Source organism: Microbacterium sp., from assembly GCF_030149085.1.
In the GTDB taxonomy this organism is placed as follows: domain Bacteria; phylum Actinomycetota; class Actinomycetes; order Actinomycetales; family Microbacteriaceae; genus Microbacterium.
This window is the reverse complement of the sequence record NZ_JASBSF010000331.1, coordinates 1-17,768: the sequence shown is the minus strand read 5'-3', so window position 1 is coordinate 17,768 and position 17,768 is coordinate 1. Positions and strand designations below refer to the sequence as shown.

General features: G+C 66.0%; 15 protein-coding genes. 13 read left to right on the top strand and 2 right to left on the bottom strand.

What is annotated here, in order from left to right; genetic code table 11:
- The 5 genes from ruvB to Q1V87_RS13570 form a co-directional block, all read left to right on the top strand.
- Positions 1-705: Holliday junction branch migration DNA helicase RuvB (gene ruvB, locus Q1V87_RS13590; protein ID WP_300593933.1), on the top strand; the 705-nt coding region annotated here is incomplete at its 5' end.
- Between the two features lie 67 nt (positions 706-772).
- Positions 773-1,225, top strand: a complete 453-nt coding sequence (locus Q1V87_RS13585; RefSeq protein ID WP_300593930.1) for a preprotein translocase subunit YajC — start codon at positions 773-775, stop codon at positions 1,223-1,225.
- 19 nt (positions 1,226-1,244) lie between these two features.
- A complete protein-coding gene (gene secD / locus Q1V87_RS13580; RefSeq protein WP_292711144.1) occupies positions 1,245-2,966 on the top strand; it encodes a protein translocase subunit SecD in 1,722 nt (573 codons plus the stop codon).
- On the top strand, positions 2,966-3,955 hold the full coding sequence (gene secF / locus Q1V87_RS13575; RefSeq protein ID WP_300593926.1) for a protein translocase subunit SecF: 990 nt from the start codon (positions 2,966-2,968) through the stop codon (positions 3,953-3,955). The genes secD and secF overlap by 1 nt, the downstream gene beginning before the upstream one ends.
- Positions 3,956-4,007: 52 nt before the next feature.
- Positions 4,008-6,275: a bifunctional (p)ppGpp synthetase/guanosine-3',5'-bis(diphosphate) 3'-pyrophosphohydrolase gene (locus Q1V87_RS13570; RefSeq protein WP_300593923.1), complete on the top strand. Its 2,268-nt coding sequence runs from the start codon at positions 4,008-4,010 to the stop codon at positions 6,273-6,275.
- On the opposite strand, the gene Q1V87_RS13565 is transcribed toward Q1V87_RS13570, so the two are convergent.
- Together Q1V87_RS13565 and Q1V87_RS13560 are read right to left on the bottom strand one after the other, a co-directional pair.
- On the bottom strand, positions 6,254-6,805 hold the full coding sequence (locus Q1V87_RS13565) for a hypothetical protein (RefSeq protein ID WP_300593920.1): 552 nt from the start codon (positions 6,803-6,805) through the stop codon (positions 6,254-6,256). The genes Q1V87_RS13570 and Q1V87_RS13565 overlap by 22 nt on opposite strands.
- Positions 6,806-6,872: 67 nt before the next feature.
- Positions 6,873-8,129, bottom strand: a complete 1,257-nt coding sequence (locus tag Q1V87_RS13560; protein ID WP_300593917.1) for a DUF349 domain-containing protein — start codon at positions 8,127-8,129, stop codon at positions 6,873-6,875.
- 125 nt (positions 8,130-8,254) lie between these two features.
- Here Q1V87_RS13560 and Q1V87_RS13555 point away from each other — a divergent pair, with 125 nt between their 5' ends.
- The 8 genes from Q1V87_RS13555 to aroC all read left to right on the top strand — a co-directional run.
- Positions 8,255-9,619, top strand: coding sequence for a replication-associated recombination protein A (locus Q1V87_RS13555; protein WP_300593914.1), 1,365 nt, complete (start codon positions 8,255-8,257; stop codon positions 9,617-9,619).
- 159 nt (positions 9,620-9,778) lie between these two features.
- Positions 9,779-10,408: a 30S ribosomal protein S4 gene (gene rpsD / locus Q1V87_RS13550; protein ID WP_300593911.1), complete on the top strand. Its 630-nt coding sequence runs from the start codon at positions 9,779-9,781 to the stop codon at positions 10,406-10,408.
- Positions 10,409-10,580: 172 nt separating this feature from the next.
- Positions 10,581-10,877, top strand: coding sequence for an ATPase (locus Q1V87_RS13545; protein ID WP_300593908.1), 297 nt, complete (start codon positions 10,581-10,583; stop codon positions 10,875-10,877).
- Between the two features lie 63 nt (positions 10,878-10,940).
- Entirely contained in the window at positions 10,941-13,601 is a 2,661-nt protein-coding gene (gene alaS / locus Q1V87_RS13540) for an alanine--tRNA ligase (protein WP_300593905.1), read from the top strand.
- Positions 13,598-14,071, top strand: coding sequence for a Holliday junction resolvase RuvX (ruvX, locus tag Q1V87_RS13535; protein ID WP_300593902.1), 474 nt, complete (start codon positions 13,598-13,600; stop codon positions 14,069-14,071). The genes alaS and ruvX overlap by 4 nt, the downstream gene beginning before the upstream one ends.
- 1 nt (position 14,072) lies before the next feature.
- Positions 14,073-15,716: an endolytic transglycosylase MltG gene (gene mltG / locus Q1V87_RS13530; RefSeq protein WP_300593899.1), complete on the top strand. Its 1,644-nt coding sequence runs from the start codon at positions 14,073-14,075 to the stop codon at positions 15,714-15,716.
- Position 15,717: 1 nt separating this feature from the next.
- Positions 15,718-16,557: a shikimate dehydrogenase gene (locus Q1V87_RS13525; RefSeq protein WP_292710330.1), complete on the top strand. Its 840-nt coding sequence runs from the start codon at positions 15,718-15,720 to the stop codon at positions 16,555-16,557.
- Between the two features lie 4 nt (positions 16,558-16,561).
- A partial coding sequence (gene aroC / locus Q1V87_RS13520; RefSeq protein WP_300593895.1) for a chorismate synthase occupies positions 16,562-17,768 on the top strand: 1,207 nt, incomplete at its 3' end.

Below are 17,768 nucleotides of genomic sequence, written 5' to 3'. Positions count from 1 at the left end.
GAGGTGCTCTTCATCGATGAGATCCACCGCATGGCGCGCTCTGCTGAAGAGATGCTCTACCTCGCGATGGAAGACTTCCGGATCGACATCATGGTCGGCAAAGGGGCCGGCGCGACGAGCATCCCGCTCGATCTGGCCCCGTTCACGCTCGTGGGCGCCACGACGCGCGCGGGCCTGCTCCCCAACCCGCTGCGCGACCGCTTCGGATTCACCGCGCACCTCGAGTATTACGAGCCCGAAGAGCTCGAACGCGTCCTCGAGCGGTCGGCCCGGATGCTTGATGTTCCGCTGCCAGCCGAATCCCGTGCCGAGATCGCCCGGCGTTCGCGAGGAACCCCGCGCATCGCCAACCGTCTGCTGCGACGAGTCCGTGACTACGTCGTGGTCCACGGGGGAAGCGCCACCGCAGCATCCGTAGACGCAGCCCTCGACCTCTACGACGTCGACGCGATCGGGCTCGACCGACTTGATCGCGCTGTCCTGGAGGCGCTTGTGCGCCGTTTCCACGGGGGGCCGGTCGGACTCAACACGCTCGCCGTGACCGTCGGGGAAGAGGCAGACACCATCGAGTCCGTCATCGAGCCCTACCTCGTGCGGATCGGATTCATGGGGCGTACGCCGCGCGGGCGCGTGGCAACTCCCGACGCCTACGCGCACCTCGGCGTGCGTCATGCCGATCAGACGCTGAGATTCGATGACCTATAATTCCTGGAGGCTTTGACCCCACGCGGCCCGACGTCTGCGCGGCCGCACCCGAAAGGCGCCCCTCTTCATGAACTTCCAGGATTTCTTCCTCAACTACGGTCTGCTCATCCTGCTGGGCGCCCTCCTGGTGTTCATGTTCTGGAACTCCAGTCGCCGCATGAAGAAGCAACGCGAGGAGCAGGCTCAGAAGGCTCGCCAGACCGTTCCGGGAGCCGAGGTACTGCTGCAGGGTGGCCTCTACGGCACGATCGTGGAGTTCGACCCCGACAACCTCGACCAGCCTGCGGTGGTCGAGATCGCTCCCGGTGTTGACATCAAGGTGCACAGCCAGGCAATTCTTCGTGTCATCACCCCGGCTGACGAGGTCGAGGACGAAACCGATGACGGGTTCGACGACATCGTCGACAACTATCACGAGACCCACGACGGCGAGTCGTCGGACGCTGTGACCCCGGACGCGGAGCCGGCAGCAGAGACCGACGCCGACGGGCGTGACGGCGACACCAAGCCCAACGCCTGATCCTTCCCGAGAGCATCCCGTGGCCGCATCCACTCCTGTTCGCCGTGCCTGGCGGGCCCTCACCGGCCTGCTGACGATCACGGCGGTACTGTTCGGCATCAACGCCCTCGGCGTCTACGTTTTCAACGCGAGCTCGTGGACCCCTGAGCTCGCTCTCGACCTTCAAGGTGGCACCCAGATCATCCTCGAAGCGCAGACTGCAGACGGGACGAATCCGTCGGCCGAGCAGATGAATCAGGCCGTCACGATCATCCGGCAGCGCGTTGACGCATCCGGTGTCGGCGAAGCCGACGTCACCACAGAAGGTGGCAAGAACATCGTCGTCCAGATTCCTGGTCAAGCTGACGAAGAGACGCGGCAGCGCATTGAGGCGTCAGCGCAGCTGCAGTTGCGTGCGGTTCTCTACTCCGGATCTCCGGCGACAAGCTTCGTGGGCGATGACGGCGAGTCCACTCCGTACCCCACGCCGGATCCGGCACTCGAATCCACGCCCACGGTGGAGCCCACGAACGGGAGCGACCCCGCGTGGATCACTCCTGCGCTCCAGGCCGAGTTCCTCGCGTACAACTGCGCCGATCCGGCCAATGATCCCGCTAACGCACCGACCGACGAGCCCCTCATCACCTGTGATGCCAACGGGACGGTCAAGTACATCCTCGGGCCGGTAGAGCTCGACGGGTCGTCGATTGTGGATGCGACCAGTGGACTTGAGCAGACCTCCGGACAGTGGGTCGTCAACCTTCGTTTCGACGAAGCGGGAACCGAGACGTTCGGTCAGATCAGCCAGAGACTGTATGGTGCAACGCCACCGCTCAACCAGTTCGCGTTCGTCCTCGACGGCTACGTACTGACTGCGCCCTCGATGAACGGCGTCATCCTCGACGGGCAGCCGAGCATTAGCGGCACCTTCACCCAGGAGACGGCGAAGGTCCTGGCTGACCAGCTCAAGTACGGCGCCCTGCCGCTGAGTTTCGCCGTCGTGAGCTCTGACACGATCTCGGCAACCCTAGGATCGCAGCAGCTGCAGATCGGTCTGATCGCCGGTCTCATCGGCCTCGCCTTGGTCGCCATCTACTCGCTGATCGTCTATCGCGCACTCGGGTTCGTGATCATCGCATCCCTGGTGGTGATGGCGGTTCTCACCTACGTGATGCTGCTGATCCTCGGCTGGCGCATGGGCTTCCGACTCTCGCTCGCGGGTGTGGCCGGTCTGATCGTGTCAATCGGGTTCACCGCTGACTCGTTCATCGTCTACTTCGAACGCATTCGAGACGAACTGCGAGACGGCAAGTCGATCACGGGCGCCGTCGAAGACGGCTGGTCGCGGGCAAAGCGCACGATCTACATCTCGAAGTCGATCAACATCCTTGCCGCTGTCGTGCTGTACATCCTTGCGGATGCGACGGTGAAGGGCTTTGCGTTCACTCTCGGGCTCACAACGGCGATCGATGTCCTCATCTTCATCCTGTTCACCCACCCGGTGATGCAGCTGTTGGCTCGAACGCGATTCTTCTCGTCCGGCCACCCGCTGTCGGGCCTCGATCCCGACGCGCTCGGCGCGGTCTACCGGGGCCGCGCGCAGTTCCGCGCGCCGGTTGTGACGCCCAAGACGGCAGCCGAGAAGCGGGCGTCCCGGTCGCGGGGCGAAGCCGCGCGTCGCCAGACGATAGCCGAGCGCAAGCTCGCCGAGTCTCGCACACCCGGGTCTACCCAGCCCACCGAGGGAGAGGACACCCCCTGATGCGCTCTCTCAACCAGCTCGGAAACGACCTGTACAGCGGCAAGACCTCCTTCCCGTTCGTCGGCAAGCGGCGACTGTGGTTCATCATCGCCGCGGTCCTGGTGATCGGCTCAGCACTCGTGCCCTTCATCCGGCCGATTCAGTTCTCGATCGAGTTCACGGGTGGATCGCAGTTCACCGTTTCGGGAGTCACCAACCCCGATCAGTTGATCGCGACCGCAGCTGTGCAGTCCGTCGTGCCCGGCGCGACGACCAAGGTTGCAACCGTTGGAGCTGAGACCGTTCGTGTCCAAACGGACCAGATGACGGACGCCGAGACGCGAGATGTTGCGGCAGCGCTTGCCGAGGCTTACAGCGTCGACGCGAGCGAAGTGACCACCTCGTTCATCGGCCCGAGTTGGGGTCAGGATGTCACGCGCCAGTCGCTGTGGGGTCTTGCGATCTTCCTCGCGCTGACGTTCATCATCCTTGCGCTGTACTTCCGCACCTGGAAGATGTCTGCGGCGGCGATCATCGGCCTCGTCGACGTGCTGGTGATTACGGTCGGGATCTACGCGCTCTTCGGCTTCGAGATCTCTCCCGCGGCAGTCATCGGGTTCCTCACGATCCTCGCGTACTCGCTGTACGACACGACTGTCGTGTTCGACAAGGTCCGCGAGAACACGTCCGAAGACGGAGAGATATCGGGTCGAACCTTCGGCGAGTCGGTGAACCTGGCTGTCAATCAGACGCTGGTGCGCTCGATCAACACCACCGTCGTTGCGATCCTGCCGGTCGGTGCGATCCTCTTCATCGGTGCATTCTGGCTCGGCGCCGAGACGCTGACCGATATCTCGCTGTCGATCTTCGTCGGGATCATCGTGGCGGCCTATTCGACGCTGTTCGTCGCGGCACCGCTGTTCTCGCTGTTCCGCGAGGGCGAGGCGCCCATCCGCCAGCGCGATCAGCGCGTCATCGCTGCCCGCGAACAGGCGGTAGCTTCGGCCTGATCGCCTCAACCGCGGCGTAGGATATGGGCTCCAGCGAAGGGAGGGCTATCGGGTGACCGAGACCGTCCCGCCCGCCCAGAGCGTACCTGCGGGCTCTTCGTCGCTGTTGCGGCTCGTTCCGCGCATCTTCTCGCGGGCCGCGCGCCGCGACGACGTCGAGAAGCTCTTGCGCACCGTCCGCACGCACCATCCCAAGGGTGACCTGGCGATCATCGAACGTGCGTACGCGATCGCGGACCGCGCCCATGCGGGACAGAAGCGCCAAAGCGGCGAGCCCTACATCACGCATCCCTTGGCGGTAGCCCAGATCCTCGCAGATCTGGGCCTCGGACCCAAGGCCGTGGCCGCCGCGCTCCTGCACGACACCGTCGAGGACACCGGCTACTCACTTGACGCACTCACTGCCGAGTTCGGCGACGAGGTGGCGATGCTCGTCGACGGTGTGACCAAGCTCGACAAGGTCAAGTACGGCGAGAGTGCCCAGGCCGAGACCGTGCGCAAGATGATCGTTGCGATGTCTCGCGACATCCGTGTTCTGCTCATCAAACTCGCCGACCGGTTGCACAACGCCCGGACCTGGGGCTTCGTTCCGCCCGAGAAGGCCCGGAAGAAGGCGACAGAGACCCTCGAGATCTACGCGCCGCTCGCGCATCGCCTGGGTATCCAGACGATCAAGTCCGAGCTGGAAGACCTCTCGTTCGCGGTTTTGCACCCGAAGCTCTACGCCGAGATCGAGAGCCTCGTCAAGCAGCGCACGCCGCAGCGTGAGAAGTACCTGCAGAACGTGGTCGACGCAGTCGACTCCGATCTGCGTGAGCTCCGCATCCGCGGGCGCGTGCTCGGCCGCCCCAAGCAGCTGTACTCCGTGTACCAGAAGATGGTGGTGCGGGGTCGCGAGTTCGACGACATCTACGACCTCATCGGCATCCGGATTCTCGTGGCGTCCGTGCGGGATTGCTACGCCGTGCTGGGTGCCATTCACGCCCGGTGGACGCCGCTCCCGGGGCGGTTCAAGGACTACATCGCGACGCCGAAGTTCAACCTGTATCAGTCGCTGCACACGACGGTGATCGGCCCCGAGGGGCGCACCGTCGAAATCCAGATCCGCACCCACGAGATGCACCAGCAGGCCGAGTACGGTGTGGCGGCGCACTGGAAGTACAAGGAACGGATGGCCGGCGGGAAGGTCGACGACAAGGCCGTCGACGCGGATCTCGCCTGGCTCGCGCGGATTTCGGACTGGCAGGCAGAGACCGCCGACCCCGGGGAATTCCTCGACTCGCTGCGCTTCGAGATCGGTGCCAAGGAGGTCTACGTCTTCACGCCCAAGGGTCGTGTGATCGGGCTTCCAGCAGGGGCCACTCCCGTGGATTTCGCCTACGCGGTGCACACCGAAGTCGGTCACCGCACGATGGGCGCGAAGGTCAACGGGCGCCTTGTTCCCCTCGAATCAGAGCTCAAGAGCGGCGATGTCGTCGAGGTGTTCACGTCGAAGAACCCGGATGCCGGGCCCAGTCAAGATTGGTTGAGCTTCGTCAAGAGCACCAGGGCCCGCAGCAAGATCCGCGGGTGGTTCACGAAGGAGCGGCGCGAAGAGGCGATCGAACAGGGCAAGGAGTCGATCGCGCGCGCGATGCGACGCCAGAATCTGCCGCTTCAGCGGCTCATGAATCAGGACACCCTGAGCGAGGTCGCCCACGGTTTGCGCTACGAAGACGTCTCCGCGCTCTACGCAGCTGTGGGCGAAGGACACGTCTCGACCCAATCCGTCATCGAGAAGGTGACGGCGCTGGTCAGCGCCTCCAACGACACCGCAACGGGCCCAATCGACCTCCCGCACGTCGGGCGCTCGCGCCAGCCGCGAGCAGGGGACTCGGGCGTCCTCGTGCGCGGCGTGCCCGACATCCTGGTCAAGCTCGCGAAGTGCTGTACTCCGGTTCCCGGCGACGAGATCCTCGGCTTTGTGACGCGGGGGAGCGGCGTCTCGGTCCACCGCGCGGACTGCACGAACGTGGCCTCGCTGCGCTCAGACCCCGAGCGTCTCATCGAGGTCGAGTGGGCACCGACGACCAAGAGCGTGTTCCTCGTGCAGATTCAGGTCGAGGCTCTCGACCGGTCGGGTCTGCTCAGTGACGTGACCCGTGTGCTCAGCGAGCACCATGTGAACATCCTGTCGGCGTCGGTGTCCACGACGAACGACCGCCTCGCCCTGAGCCGCTTCGTCTTCGAGATGGGTGACATCGTGCATCTGGACCGCGTCCTTAACGCTGTTCGCCGCATCGACGCCGTCTACGACGTCTACCGCGTGACCTCCTCGTAGATTTCCCGGGAGCGCAGTATCTCGAGAGCCCGCACTTTGTGTGGGACCGTGCCGGCGTTCTCCAACCAGTTGATCCCCGCCCGGAGGGTCTCAGGATCTCGCGCGAAGCCGTTGAGGGCTGCTCCGTGGTCGGTGTCGCCGACGCGGGCAAGGTCTGCAGCCGTGCGTGCCGGCGTCGTGACGAGCACCCCACCGATGCGGCAGAGGTCGGCCTCGGGGAGGTAGCTGTCGCGGTAGTGGAGCCGGCGATGGATGACCCCGTGGATGCGGTGCGGCACCGCTCGCTGCACGGTATGCCTGGCCGGCGGGTCGCTGATGGCACCGTACACCCATGCTGCCGAGAGGTGTGTCGCTGCCATCAGGTCGCGAAGCAAGCGTCCGAGAGATGCAGCTCGGGCACTCGGCGTCTCCACGGTGTCGGCAGGCATATACGCGGCGTCCACCTCGATGAGGTGACCGTCGAGCCGCGCGGCCGACAGTTCAGCGAGCGAGAGCCGCTCGTCGACGAAGTACAGGAACGGCGAGGTCATCCCCGCAGTCTGCCCGGGGCAGACTCGGTCGACGGTGCGCTCGTCTCAGTCTGTGGAGAAGTCCTGGTCAGCCCTCGAGGGCGCGAAGCCATGCCCGTCGAGCGTCGAGCGCCTCGTTTGCCTTCTTCATCGCGCGCTGATCCTTGCGGGCGGTGGCTTCGGCAAGCTCGGCCTCGAGCTTCTCGATCGCGTCGTAGAGCTGGCGCGTCATGTCATTTGCGCGCGCCGTCGTCTCCGGGTTGTTGCGGGTCCACTCGGCATCCTCCCGCGCACGAACCGACACCTCGATCTTGCGCAGTTCGTCGTCGAGAGCACGTTCCTGCTCGCGGGGGAAGATCCGACCGATGTCATCCCACGACCGCTGAATCGCGGTGAGAGCGCTGCGTGCGGCGGCAAGATCCGCCATGTCGAGAATGGGACGAGCGCGCTCGATGAGCTCGCGCTTCGCCTCGATCTTCTCCTTCGAGGCTTCGACCTCCGCGGCCTCGCGACCCGCACGTGCCGAATAGAGCGCATCGCCTGCCGCCTTGAATCGTGCCCACAGGGCGTCATCGACCTTCTTGCCGGCGCGGCCTGCGGCCTTCCACTCGTTCAGAAGGTCACGGTAGGCGCCGATCCCGTCTTCGCCGCGCGGCGCCAGCGCCTCCGCGCGCTCAACCAACCGGTTCTTGCGTTCGCGTACGGCCTTGTGAGCCTCGTCGAGTTCGGCATAGAACTCTCGGCGGTGCTTGTCGACGGTGGCCCGAGCGTCCCGGAACCTCTTCCATAGCGACTGCGAGACCGACTTGGGAAGGTGCGGCCCGTTCTGCTGGTGCGACTGCCACTGGTCGAACAGCGAACTCATCTCAGCCGAGGCTGTCTTCCATTGCACGGTCTTCGGGTCCCGTGCGGCGATCGCCTCGGCCTGCTCGACGAGCTGCGTCCGCTCGGCGATCGCGGCATCGACGGCCTCACGCGCCTGGGCCGCTTCAGCGGCACTCGCTTCGGTCAGCGACGCAGTGAGAGCATCGACGCGGGCGCTCAAGGCCGCAAGGTCGCCGACCGCGGATGCTCCGGAGATCTTCCCGCTGAGGGTTGCCGCCGTCGCGCGCAGATCGGCGGCACTGGCACCGCCACGGCGGTGGCGAACTTCCAGCAGCGTGACCTCCGATGCGAGGTCGGCGAACTTCCGCTCGTAGTAGGCCAGGGCCTCCTCGGCGGTACCGTCGGGATACTGGCCGACGACCCGCCACTGGTCGCCTTCGCGCACCGAAACCGTGCCGTCATCATCGACGCGGCCCCAGGGCTGATCGACGGGGGTGGAGGACGAAGCTGTGTCTGACACGGAAGGCACCTCAATGCGGCGGAGCCGCCTGCGGGGGGATGGACGCTTAAGCCTAATACGCAGCGCTGCCGCGACCAGGAGTCGATGCTGTAGCGATGTCGTGCCGCGCGGCTAGCCTGGGACCTATGGCGACTACGGCGGGGCTCTTCTCGGGGCAGACCCCGCTACCGGTACGAATGCGACCGACCTCCCTCGACGAGGTAGCTGGTCAGCAGCATCTGCTTCGACCGGGTGCGCCGCTCGTCGTGCTTGCCGACCCCGATGGTGGCTCACGAGCCGCGACATCCGTCATCCTCTGGGGGCCACCGGGCACCGGCAAGACCACCCTCGCCCAGGCTGTCGCGCGCTCATCAGGCCGCCGCTTCGTCGAACTTTCGGCTGTCACCGCCGGTGTCAAAGACGTTCGCGAGGTCATGCAGGATGCCCTCACGCAGCGCGATCTCTACGGAACCTCGACGATCCTCTTTCTCGATGAAATCCACCGATTCACGAAGGCGCAGCAGGATGCCCTGCTGCCGGGCGTCGAGAACGGCTGGGTCGTCTTGATCGCAGCAACCACCGAAAATCCGTCGTTCTCCGTGGTTTCCCCTTTGCTGTCCCGGTCACTGCTGTTGACCCTGCAGCCGCTGACGGATGCCGATCTCGCTGGACTCATCGATCGAGCGGTCTCTGATGCGCGCGGGCTTGCCGGTGCGGTAAACCTGACCGATGAGGCACGGGCTGCCCTGGTGCGGCTCGCTTCCGGGGATGCCCGCCGCGCTCTGACTGCCCTGGAGGCGGCGGCGTCACTTGCCGAACCGGAAGCTGACGAGGCAGTTGGCACGATCACCGCCGAGCACGTTGCGCAGGCTGTCGACCGTGCACTCCTTCGCTATGACCGTCAGGGCGACGAGCACTACGACGTGATCAGTGCGTTCATCAAGTCGATCCGCGGATCGGATCCGGATGCCGCGCTGCACTACCTCGCGCGCATGATCGAGGCGGGGGAGGACCCTCGCTTCATCGCGCGCCGCCTGATCATTTCAGCCGCCGAGGATATCGGCCTCGCAGATCCCCAGGCGCTTCCGCTTGCCGTTGCGGCTGCGGATGCCGTCCAACTCATCGGTTTCCCCGAGGGGCGCATTCCCCTCGCCGAGGCGACGGTTTACCTGGCAACGACTGCCAAGTCCAACGCCGCGTATCTGGCTATCGATGCCGCAATCGCCGACGTACGCCAGGGCGGTGGCGGTCGGGTGCCGCCGCATCTGCGTGACGCTCACTATCCGGGGGCCGCGCGGCTCGGACATGGGAAGGGCTACCGCTATCCCCACGACGACGAGCGCGGGGTGGTTGCGCAGCAGTATCTTCCCGACGCACTTCGTGACCGCAGCTATTATCACCCGACCGCGCGCGGCGCAGAGCGGGAGATCGCGGCGCGGTGGAGCCGTATCCGCCGCATTCTCGGCAGACCTGACGAACCTGGCTCGGGTGCCGCTTCCGGCGCCTACTGACCGCTCTGGTAGACTTGTTCGGTTCGGAACCGAGTTTTCGGATATCCCCACACTCGAGAAAAACCCCTTCGGTGCGCTGCGACGTGCGAATCGAGGCGGAGTGCGGGATACGTCCATGAGCCGCGAAAGACGCGGCCATGTCATCGGAAGGAATCCTTCGTGCCTACGAAGTCCCAGGATCGCCGCAAGGTGCGCATGTCGCGTGCCCTCGGCGTCGCACTGACCCCCAAGGCTGCTCGTTACCTCGAGAAGCGCCCCTACGCACCGGGCGAGCACGGCCGCACCAAGCGCAAGGCCGACAGCGACTACGCCGTTCGCCTCCGTGAGAAGCAGCGTCTGCGCGAGCAGTACGGCATCCGCGAGAAGCAGCTTCGTATCGCGTTCAACGAGGCCCGCCGCAAGGACGGCCTGACCGGTGAGAACCTGGTCGAGCTGCTCGAGATGCGCCTGGACGCGCTTGTGCTTCGTGCCGGTTTCGCCCGCACCACGGCGCAGGCCCGTCAGCTCGTCGTGCACCGCCACATCCTCGTCGACGGCAAGACGGTCGACCGTCCGTCGTTCCGTGTCGTACCCGGCCAGCTCATCCACGTCAAGGCGAAGAGCGAAGGCCTCGAGCCGTTCCAGGTCGCCGCAGCCGGCGGACACGCAGAGGTTCTGCCCCCGGTTCCGGGCTACCTCGAGGTCGAGCTCGACAAGCTCCACGCCCGTCTCGTGCGTCGCCCCAAGCGCGTCGAGGTTCCTGTGGTCTGTGACGTTCAGCTCGTCGTTGAGTACTACGCGGCGCGCTAAGCGGCGCGTAGTACAGCCGCGAAGCGGCCAACAGCACTGTTACGCGGCGCGCTAAGCACCGTTGCGCGGCGCGCTAAGCCGCGCGTTGGCAAGGGCGTCGGGGAGACCCGGCGCCCTTCGCTGTTCTCGCCTACGATGGAATGAGCCGCCGTCGCGGAAAGGGAGTGAGCGCATGAAAAACCTGCTGTGGTTCGCACTGGGGCTTGCCGGGGGTTTCGTCGCCGCCCATTACGTCAACAAGGATCCGCGCGGACACGAACTGCTCGCCGAGGTGGATGCGCGTATCTCGCAGTTCACCGACCGGATCGCGGATGCGTATCGTGAGCAGGAAGCCCGGATTGTCGGGATCGTCGAAGATGCCGTGGATTCGGCATCCGCGACCGTCGACGCCGTGACCGAGGCCGTGACGGACGCTGCCGGCGATGCCGCCGACGCAGCGAAAGACGCCGCCAAGAAGTTCACCGACTGATCTCAATGCGTGCGTGCGTCGCCCGGGCCGGGCGATGCCGTTCACCCGTGCAAAGGAAACCCGATGAAGACCGCTGAGATCGCCCAGCGCTACCTCGACTACTTCGAGAAGAACGATCACGTCATCGTTCCGAGCGCATCGCTGGTCACCGACGACCCGTCACTGCTTTTTACCGTCGCGGGAATGGTGCCCTTCATTCCTTACCTCACCGGGGTCGTTCCTGCGCCCTACCCTCGCGCTGCTGACGTGCAGAAGTGCATCCGCACCAACGACATCGAAGAGGTCGGCAAGACCGCACGCCACGGAACGTTCTTCCAGATGCTGGGGAACTGGTCGTTCGGCGACTACTTCAAAGCTGGCGCCATCGAATACGCCTGGGAACTGCTGACCTCGCCCGAGTCGGCCGGCGGCCTCGGCTTCGCCGAGCGCGACCTCTGGGTCACCGTGTACGAGGACGATGACGAGGCAGCCGGGCTCTGGAAGAAGATCGCCGGGCTTCCCGATGAGCGTATCCAGCGCTTCGGCAAGGAAGACAACTACTGGTCGACCGGTCAACCGGGCCCCGCGGGGCCCTGTTCCGAGATCTATTTCGACCGGGGACCGGCGTACGGCCCGGACGGGGGACCGGCAGTCGATGACAGCCGGTTCACCGAGATCTGGAACCTCGTGTTCATGCAGTACGCGATCACGAACGTTCGGTCCAAAGTCGATTTCGATGTGGTGGGCGAGCTCCCGCAGAAGAACATCGACACCGGCGTGGGCCTGGAGCGGGTCGCGTTCATCAAGCAGGGCGTCGACAACATGTACGAGACCGATCAGGTGCGCCCTGTGCTCGATCTCGCCGTCGCGCTGTCGGGCCGCACCTACGGTGCCGTCCACGAGGATGACGTGCGATTCCGCGTTGTCGCCGATCACGTTCGTTCCTCGCTCATGCTGCTCTCCGACGGGGTCCGCCCCTCGAACGAGGGACGTGGCTACATCCTCCGCCGCCTCATGCGCCGCACGGTTCGTGCGATGCGCCTGCTCGGTGTCGACGCGCCGACGTTCCGCGAGCTGTTCGCCGCGTCGCGGGATGCCATGGCTCCCGCCTACCCGACTCTCGCTACCGACTACGACCGGCTGGAGTCCGCGGCGGTCGCCGAGGAAGAGACGTTCCTTCGTACGCTCGCAGCAGGATCGACGATCCTCGATCTTGCTGTGGCTGAGACCAAGAGCTCCGGCAAAGCCGAGATCGCCGGCTCCGAGGCGTTCCTGCTGCATGACACCTACGGTTTTCCGATCGACCTCACGCTCGAGATCGCCGAAGAGGCCGGTCTGTCTGTGGACCGGGCCGCTTTCGACTCGCTCATGCACGAGCAGCGCCAGCGCGCCAAGGCCGACGCGAAGTCGCGCAAGCGCGCCATCGCAGATCATTCGGTCTACCGCGAGTTCCGCGCCCTCGGCGAAACGACGTTCACGGGATACACCGATCTTGAAACCGAGTCCCGCATCCTCGGGGTTCTCGTAGATGGGGTCTCTGTCGATCGTGCCGCCACCGGTCAGGTGGCCGAGGTGATCCTCGCCGAGACGGCACTGTACGCGGAGTCGGGTGGTCAGGTCGCCGACAAGGGAATCATCGTCGGTCCCGGCTATCAGCTCGATGTCATCGATGTGCAAAAGCCGGTGCCGGGCCTGGTGAGTCACACAGTGGAGGTGACCAGTGGCGAGGTCGCTGTCGGGTTGGCTGCGACCACGATCGTGGATGCCGCCAACCGCCGCGCGGCAGCACAGGCGCACTCCGCGACCCACCTCGTTCATGCTGCCCTTCGCGACACGCTCGGGTCATCGGCCACGCAGTCGGGATCGCTGAACCGCGCCGGCTACCTGCGCTTCGACTTCGCGTGGACTCAGGCTCTTTCTCCTGAGACGAAGTCTGAGATCGAAGAGATCGCAAACAACGCTGTGCGCGACAATCTGCAGGTCACCACGCGTGTCCTCGCGCTCGACGAAGCCAAAGAGCTCGGCGCCATGGCCCTGTTCGGGGAGAAGTACGGCGACACCGTTCGGATGGTCGACATCGGCGGACCGTGGTCGCGCGAGCTGTGTGGTGGCACCCACGTCGCGACGAGCGCCGAAGTTGGCCTCATCAACCTCGTGGGCGAATCCTCGGTCGGCGCCGCCAATCGTCGTGTCGAGGCGCTCGTCGGCGCTGATGCGTTCCGTGAGCTCGCGGCCGAACGAGCGATCGTCTCACAACTGACCTCGTCGCTGAAGACCCCCCGAGATCAGCTGCCGGCGCGCATCGCCGAGCTCGCCGCGAACCTCAAGGCAGCCGAGAAGAAGATCGCGTCGCTGCAGGCGAAAGCTCTGAGCGAGCAGGTTCCGGACCTCGTTGCCGGCGCTCGTCGTGTGGGCGCACTGTCGGTCGTCACCGCCAACCTCGGCCGCGCAGGCTCGGCTGACGACCTCAGAGCCGTCGCGCTGAAGGTCCGCGAGCGACTCGGTTCCGACGCTGCGGTCGTCGCTCTCGGAGGCGAGGTCGATGACCGACCGGTCGTCATCGTTGCCACGACCGATGCGGCACGCTCGCTCGGCGTGAAGGCCGGCCCCCTGGCAAAGGCTGCCGCGACGACACTCGGCGGTGGCGGTGGCGGACGCGACGACCTCGCCCAGGGCGGTGGCGCCGATGTCAGCGCGCTGGCTCGCGCCCTCGATGACGTCGTGGCGGGGCTGCCCCGGCCGTGAGCGGATTTCGCCGCGGCATCCGTCTCGCCGTCGACGTCGGGAAGGCTCGTGTGGGCGTCGCCCAGTGCGATCCTGACGGCATGCTTGCGACGCCGACCGAGACTGTCGCGCGCGGCGACGGCACGATCGGGCGCTTGGCTGAGCTCGTATCCGATATGGATCCGATCGAAGTCATCGTCGGCCTGCCGATCAATCTGCGGGGAGAACGCACCGCCTCGACCGACGACGCAGAGGCGTTCGCCGTCGAGCTGGGTGCACGGATCACCGTTCCGATCCGGATGCTCGATGAGCGCCTGAGCACGGTCTCGGCGCACAGCGCCCTGCGCGCATCGGGCAAAACCACCCGAACTTCTCGTACCATGGTGGATCAGGTCGCCGCCGTCGTGCTGCTGCAGCAGGCGTTGGACATCGAGAAGAGCACCGGCCGCCCACCGGGTGCGCTACTACCCCCCGCCGAGGAGCCTGCCTGACATGCCCGACGATTCGTCACCGTTCGACGATCCGTTCGCCGATCTCTTCGGAAAACTCCCGGACGGTCGGTCGCGCGGGACCGGAGGTGCAGCCTCGGCCTCGTCAGAGCCGCCTGCGCCCACCACCGGGAATTCCGCCCGGAGCGGCGCCACCGAGCACCCGGACGAGCAGGCCACCGAGAACGCCGAACCGCCAGCACCGGTTCCAACTTCCGAGGGATTGTCCACGCCGGCTCCACCGTCACGGCGTGCAGCGCGTGAGGCCCGTGCCGCCGGCACGACCGGCGGCACGCCGTCAGATCCTCAGCTCCCCGCACAGCCGACGAGCACGGCTGGCTCCGCCGCGGCAGACGACGATGTGCCGCCGGAGCTGTTCTGGGCCGCGGTCGCAGCGCCGCCGGCCTCAACACAAAGCCTCACCTCGACCTCGACCTCCGCCCCTCGCGCGGAGCGTCCCGCGCCGGCACCGACCGGCACCCTCGATGACCTCTTCGCAGGAGAGCGCACCACGGATGACATCGGCATGACCCCTCCACCGGCAGAACGCCGCCGTCGCCGACGCGGCGGATGGATCGCCCTCATCGTCGTTCTCGTGCTCTTCGGCGGAGCTGCGGCAGGCGGCTGGTGGGTGTGGTCGACGTACGAGGACAAGATCCGCGAGGTGCTGGGCTGGGAAGAGCCGCAGGAATACGAGGCGGGGATCGCCACCGGCGAAGCCTTCCTCACGATCGTGTCGGGGGATACCGGCGCATCGATCTCACCCAAGCTCTACGAGGCAGGTGTGACGAAGACGCCTGACGCGTTCTACGACTACCTCGTCGCCGAAGACCTCAATCCGCCGTTCGTCCCCGGCGTCTTCCGGCTCCAGCAGCAGATGACGTCGGCAGCGGCGCTGGAGGCGATTCTCGATCCCGCCAACAAGATGGAAAACACCGCGCAGTTGCGCGAGGGACTCACGGTCGATCAGTCGATCCAGATCCTCTCCGACAGCCTCGGAATCCCGCTCGAGGACTTCCAGGCCGCAGTGGCCGACCCGGGTCTGTACGGCGTGCCCGTCAATCAAGCTATCGTCGCTGCCGGTGGGCAGCCGCTGGAGGGCTGGCTGTTCCCCGCGACCTACACCTTCGACCCTGGCGTGACCGCACAGCAGGTCATTCAGACGCTCGTCGATCGCGCGGTTCAGTCCTTGGATACTGCGGGCGTACCCGTCGACGATCGGGAGCGCATCCTCACCGTCGCGTCGATCATCCAGCGCGAAGCCCGTTTTGAGGCCGATTTCTACAAGGTCTCGCGCGTCATCCAGAACCGCCTCGATCAGGGCATGAAGCTGCAAATGGACTCGACGGCTCAGTACGGCTACGGCGAGTTGCATGACGGCACAGTAAGTTCATCGGGCGAGGCTCTCACCGACAACAATCCGTGGAACACGTACGTCATCGATGGACTGCCAGTCGGCCCCATCGCCAACCCGGGCGACCTCGCGATCGACGCGGCGATGCATCCTGAGGACGGCCCGTGGCTGTACTTCGTCACGGTGAACCTCAACACCGGCGAGACGGTCTTCACGACCAACTACGACGACCACCTGGCCGCCGTGGAGCAGTGGCGCCAGTGGTGTACGGACAACCCCGACGCAGGCTGTTGAGGTGACGCAGCGACGTACGCGTCTGGAGGTCTGGGGCGACCCGATCGAGCACAGTCGGTCACCCCAGCTCCACGCAGCCGCGTACCGCGCGCTCGGCCTGGATTGGTCCTACGGACGCCGCCGCGTCTCGGCGGAGAGCTTCCCTTCGGAGTTGCACTCGCTCGACGACGCCTTCCGCGGCCTGTCGGTCACCTATCCACTCAAAGAAGCGGCTTTTGCGGCATCCGTTACCCGCGATGCGCGTGCGGAACTTACCGGAGCCGTAAACACCGTTCTGCTGACCGGTGCCGGGCCTTCCGGATTCAACACGGACGTCGGCGGCATCGTCGGGTCTCTCGCCGAGTGCGGAATCACCGAGTTGCGTCGCGTCAGGATCGTCGGGGCAGGCGCCACGGCGACATCTGCGCTCGTGGCTGTCACGGAGCTTGGTGCGGACGAGATCGAGGTCGCAGCCCGGCGGCCTGAAGCTGTCGCCGGGCTCCGCGAGATCGGCGACAGGCGTGGACTCACCGTTCGCGGCGTCCCTCTCGCGCAGCCTGAGCTTGCACCTGTCGACCTGACGATCGCGGCGCTCCCCGGCGGTGCTGTGGTGGCTGACGCAGGCGCCGATCGGCTGGCATCGGGCGGTGGGGCGTTGTTCGACGTTGTCTACGGGCAAGGGATGACGTCCCTGCAGGCCGCCTGGCTCCGCGCCGGTCATCCGATTCATACGGGAGAAGGGATGCTGCTGCACCAGGCGGTGCTGCAAGTGCGGATCTTCGTCGGCGGCGATCCGGCAGTGCCACTTCGCGACGAGTCGACTGTTGTCGGCGCGATGCGAGCAAGCCTCATGGGAGACTAGACCAATGCTCCGCGTGCTCACGGCCGGCGAATCGCACGGCCCCGAACTGGTCGCCGTCATGGAGGGTCTTCCCTCTGGCGTTCCCATTTCCCGCTCCGAAATCCAGGCTGATCTTGCCCGCCGCAAGCTCGGGTACGGGCGCGGATCGCGCATGAAGTTCGAAGAAGACGAACTCACGATCTCCAGCGGCGTCGTCCACGGGATGAGCCTGGGCAGCCCAATCGCGCTGCGCATCGCGAATACCGAGTGGCCCAAGTGGGTCGAGGTCATGAGCGCTGAACCCATCGAACTGACCGAGAAGTCGCGCGGTCGCGGAGCAGCGCTCACCCGTCCCCGCCCCGGGCACGCCGACCTCGTCGGGATGCAGAAGTACGGGTTCGACGAGGCCCGGCCGATTCTCGAGCGGGCAAGCGCGCGCGAAACGGCCGCCCGTGTCGCGCTCGGGGCCATTGCTCGGGCGTTCCTCGCCGAGCTCGGAATCCGTCTTGTCTCTCACACGGTAGGTATCGGTCCGGTCGAAGCGCCGCGGGACGCTCCGCTGCCTACGCCCGACGATGTCGAAGCGCTGGATGCCGACCTGATGCGCTGCTTCGATCCCGAGACCTCGGCGCGGATGGTCGCCGAAGTCGACGACGCTCGTAAAGCCGGCGATACCCTCGGCGGTGTCGTCGAGGTCCTTGCGTTCGGACTCCCGCCGGGGCTCGGCAGCCACGTTCACTGGGATCGTCGGCTCGACGGCAAGCTGGCGCAGGCGCTCATGAGCATTCAGGCGATCAAGGGCGTCGAGGTCGGCGACGGCTTCCTGACGGCGCGGCGCCGGGGCTCGGAGGCTCACGATGAACTGTTCGCGACCGATGGCGGCATCGCCCGAGCCACGGATCGCGCCGGGGGTACTGAGGGTGGCATGTCAACCGGAACCGTCCTGCGGATTCGCGCCGGAATGAAGCCGATCGCCACCGTCCCGCACGCACTGCGCACGGTCGACGTGGCATCCGGCGAGACCGCTAGCGCGCACCACCAGCGATCAGATGTGTGCGCTGTCCCGGCAGCCGGCGTGGTCGCCGAAGCCATGACAGCGCTCGTGCTCGCTGAGGTCGTACTCGAGAAGTTCGGGGGCGACAGCGTCGCCGAGACGCGTCGCAACCTGCAGTCCTACCTGGCAGCGATTCCCCCGGCCCTGCGCACGAGCTCAGAACGCGACGAATCGCTGC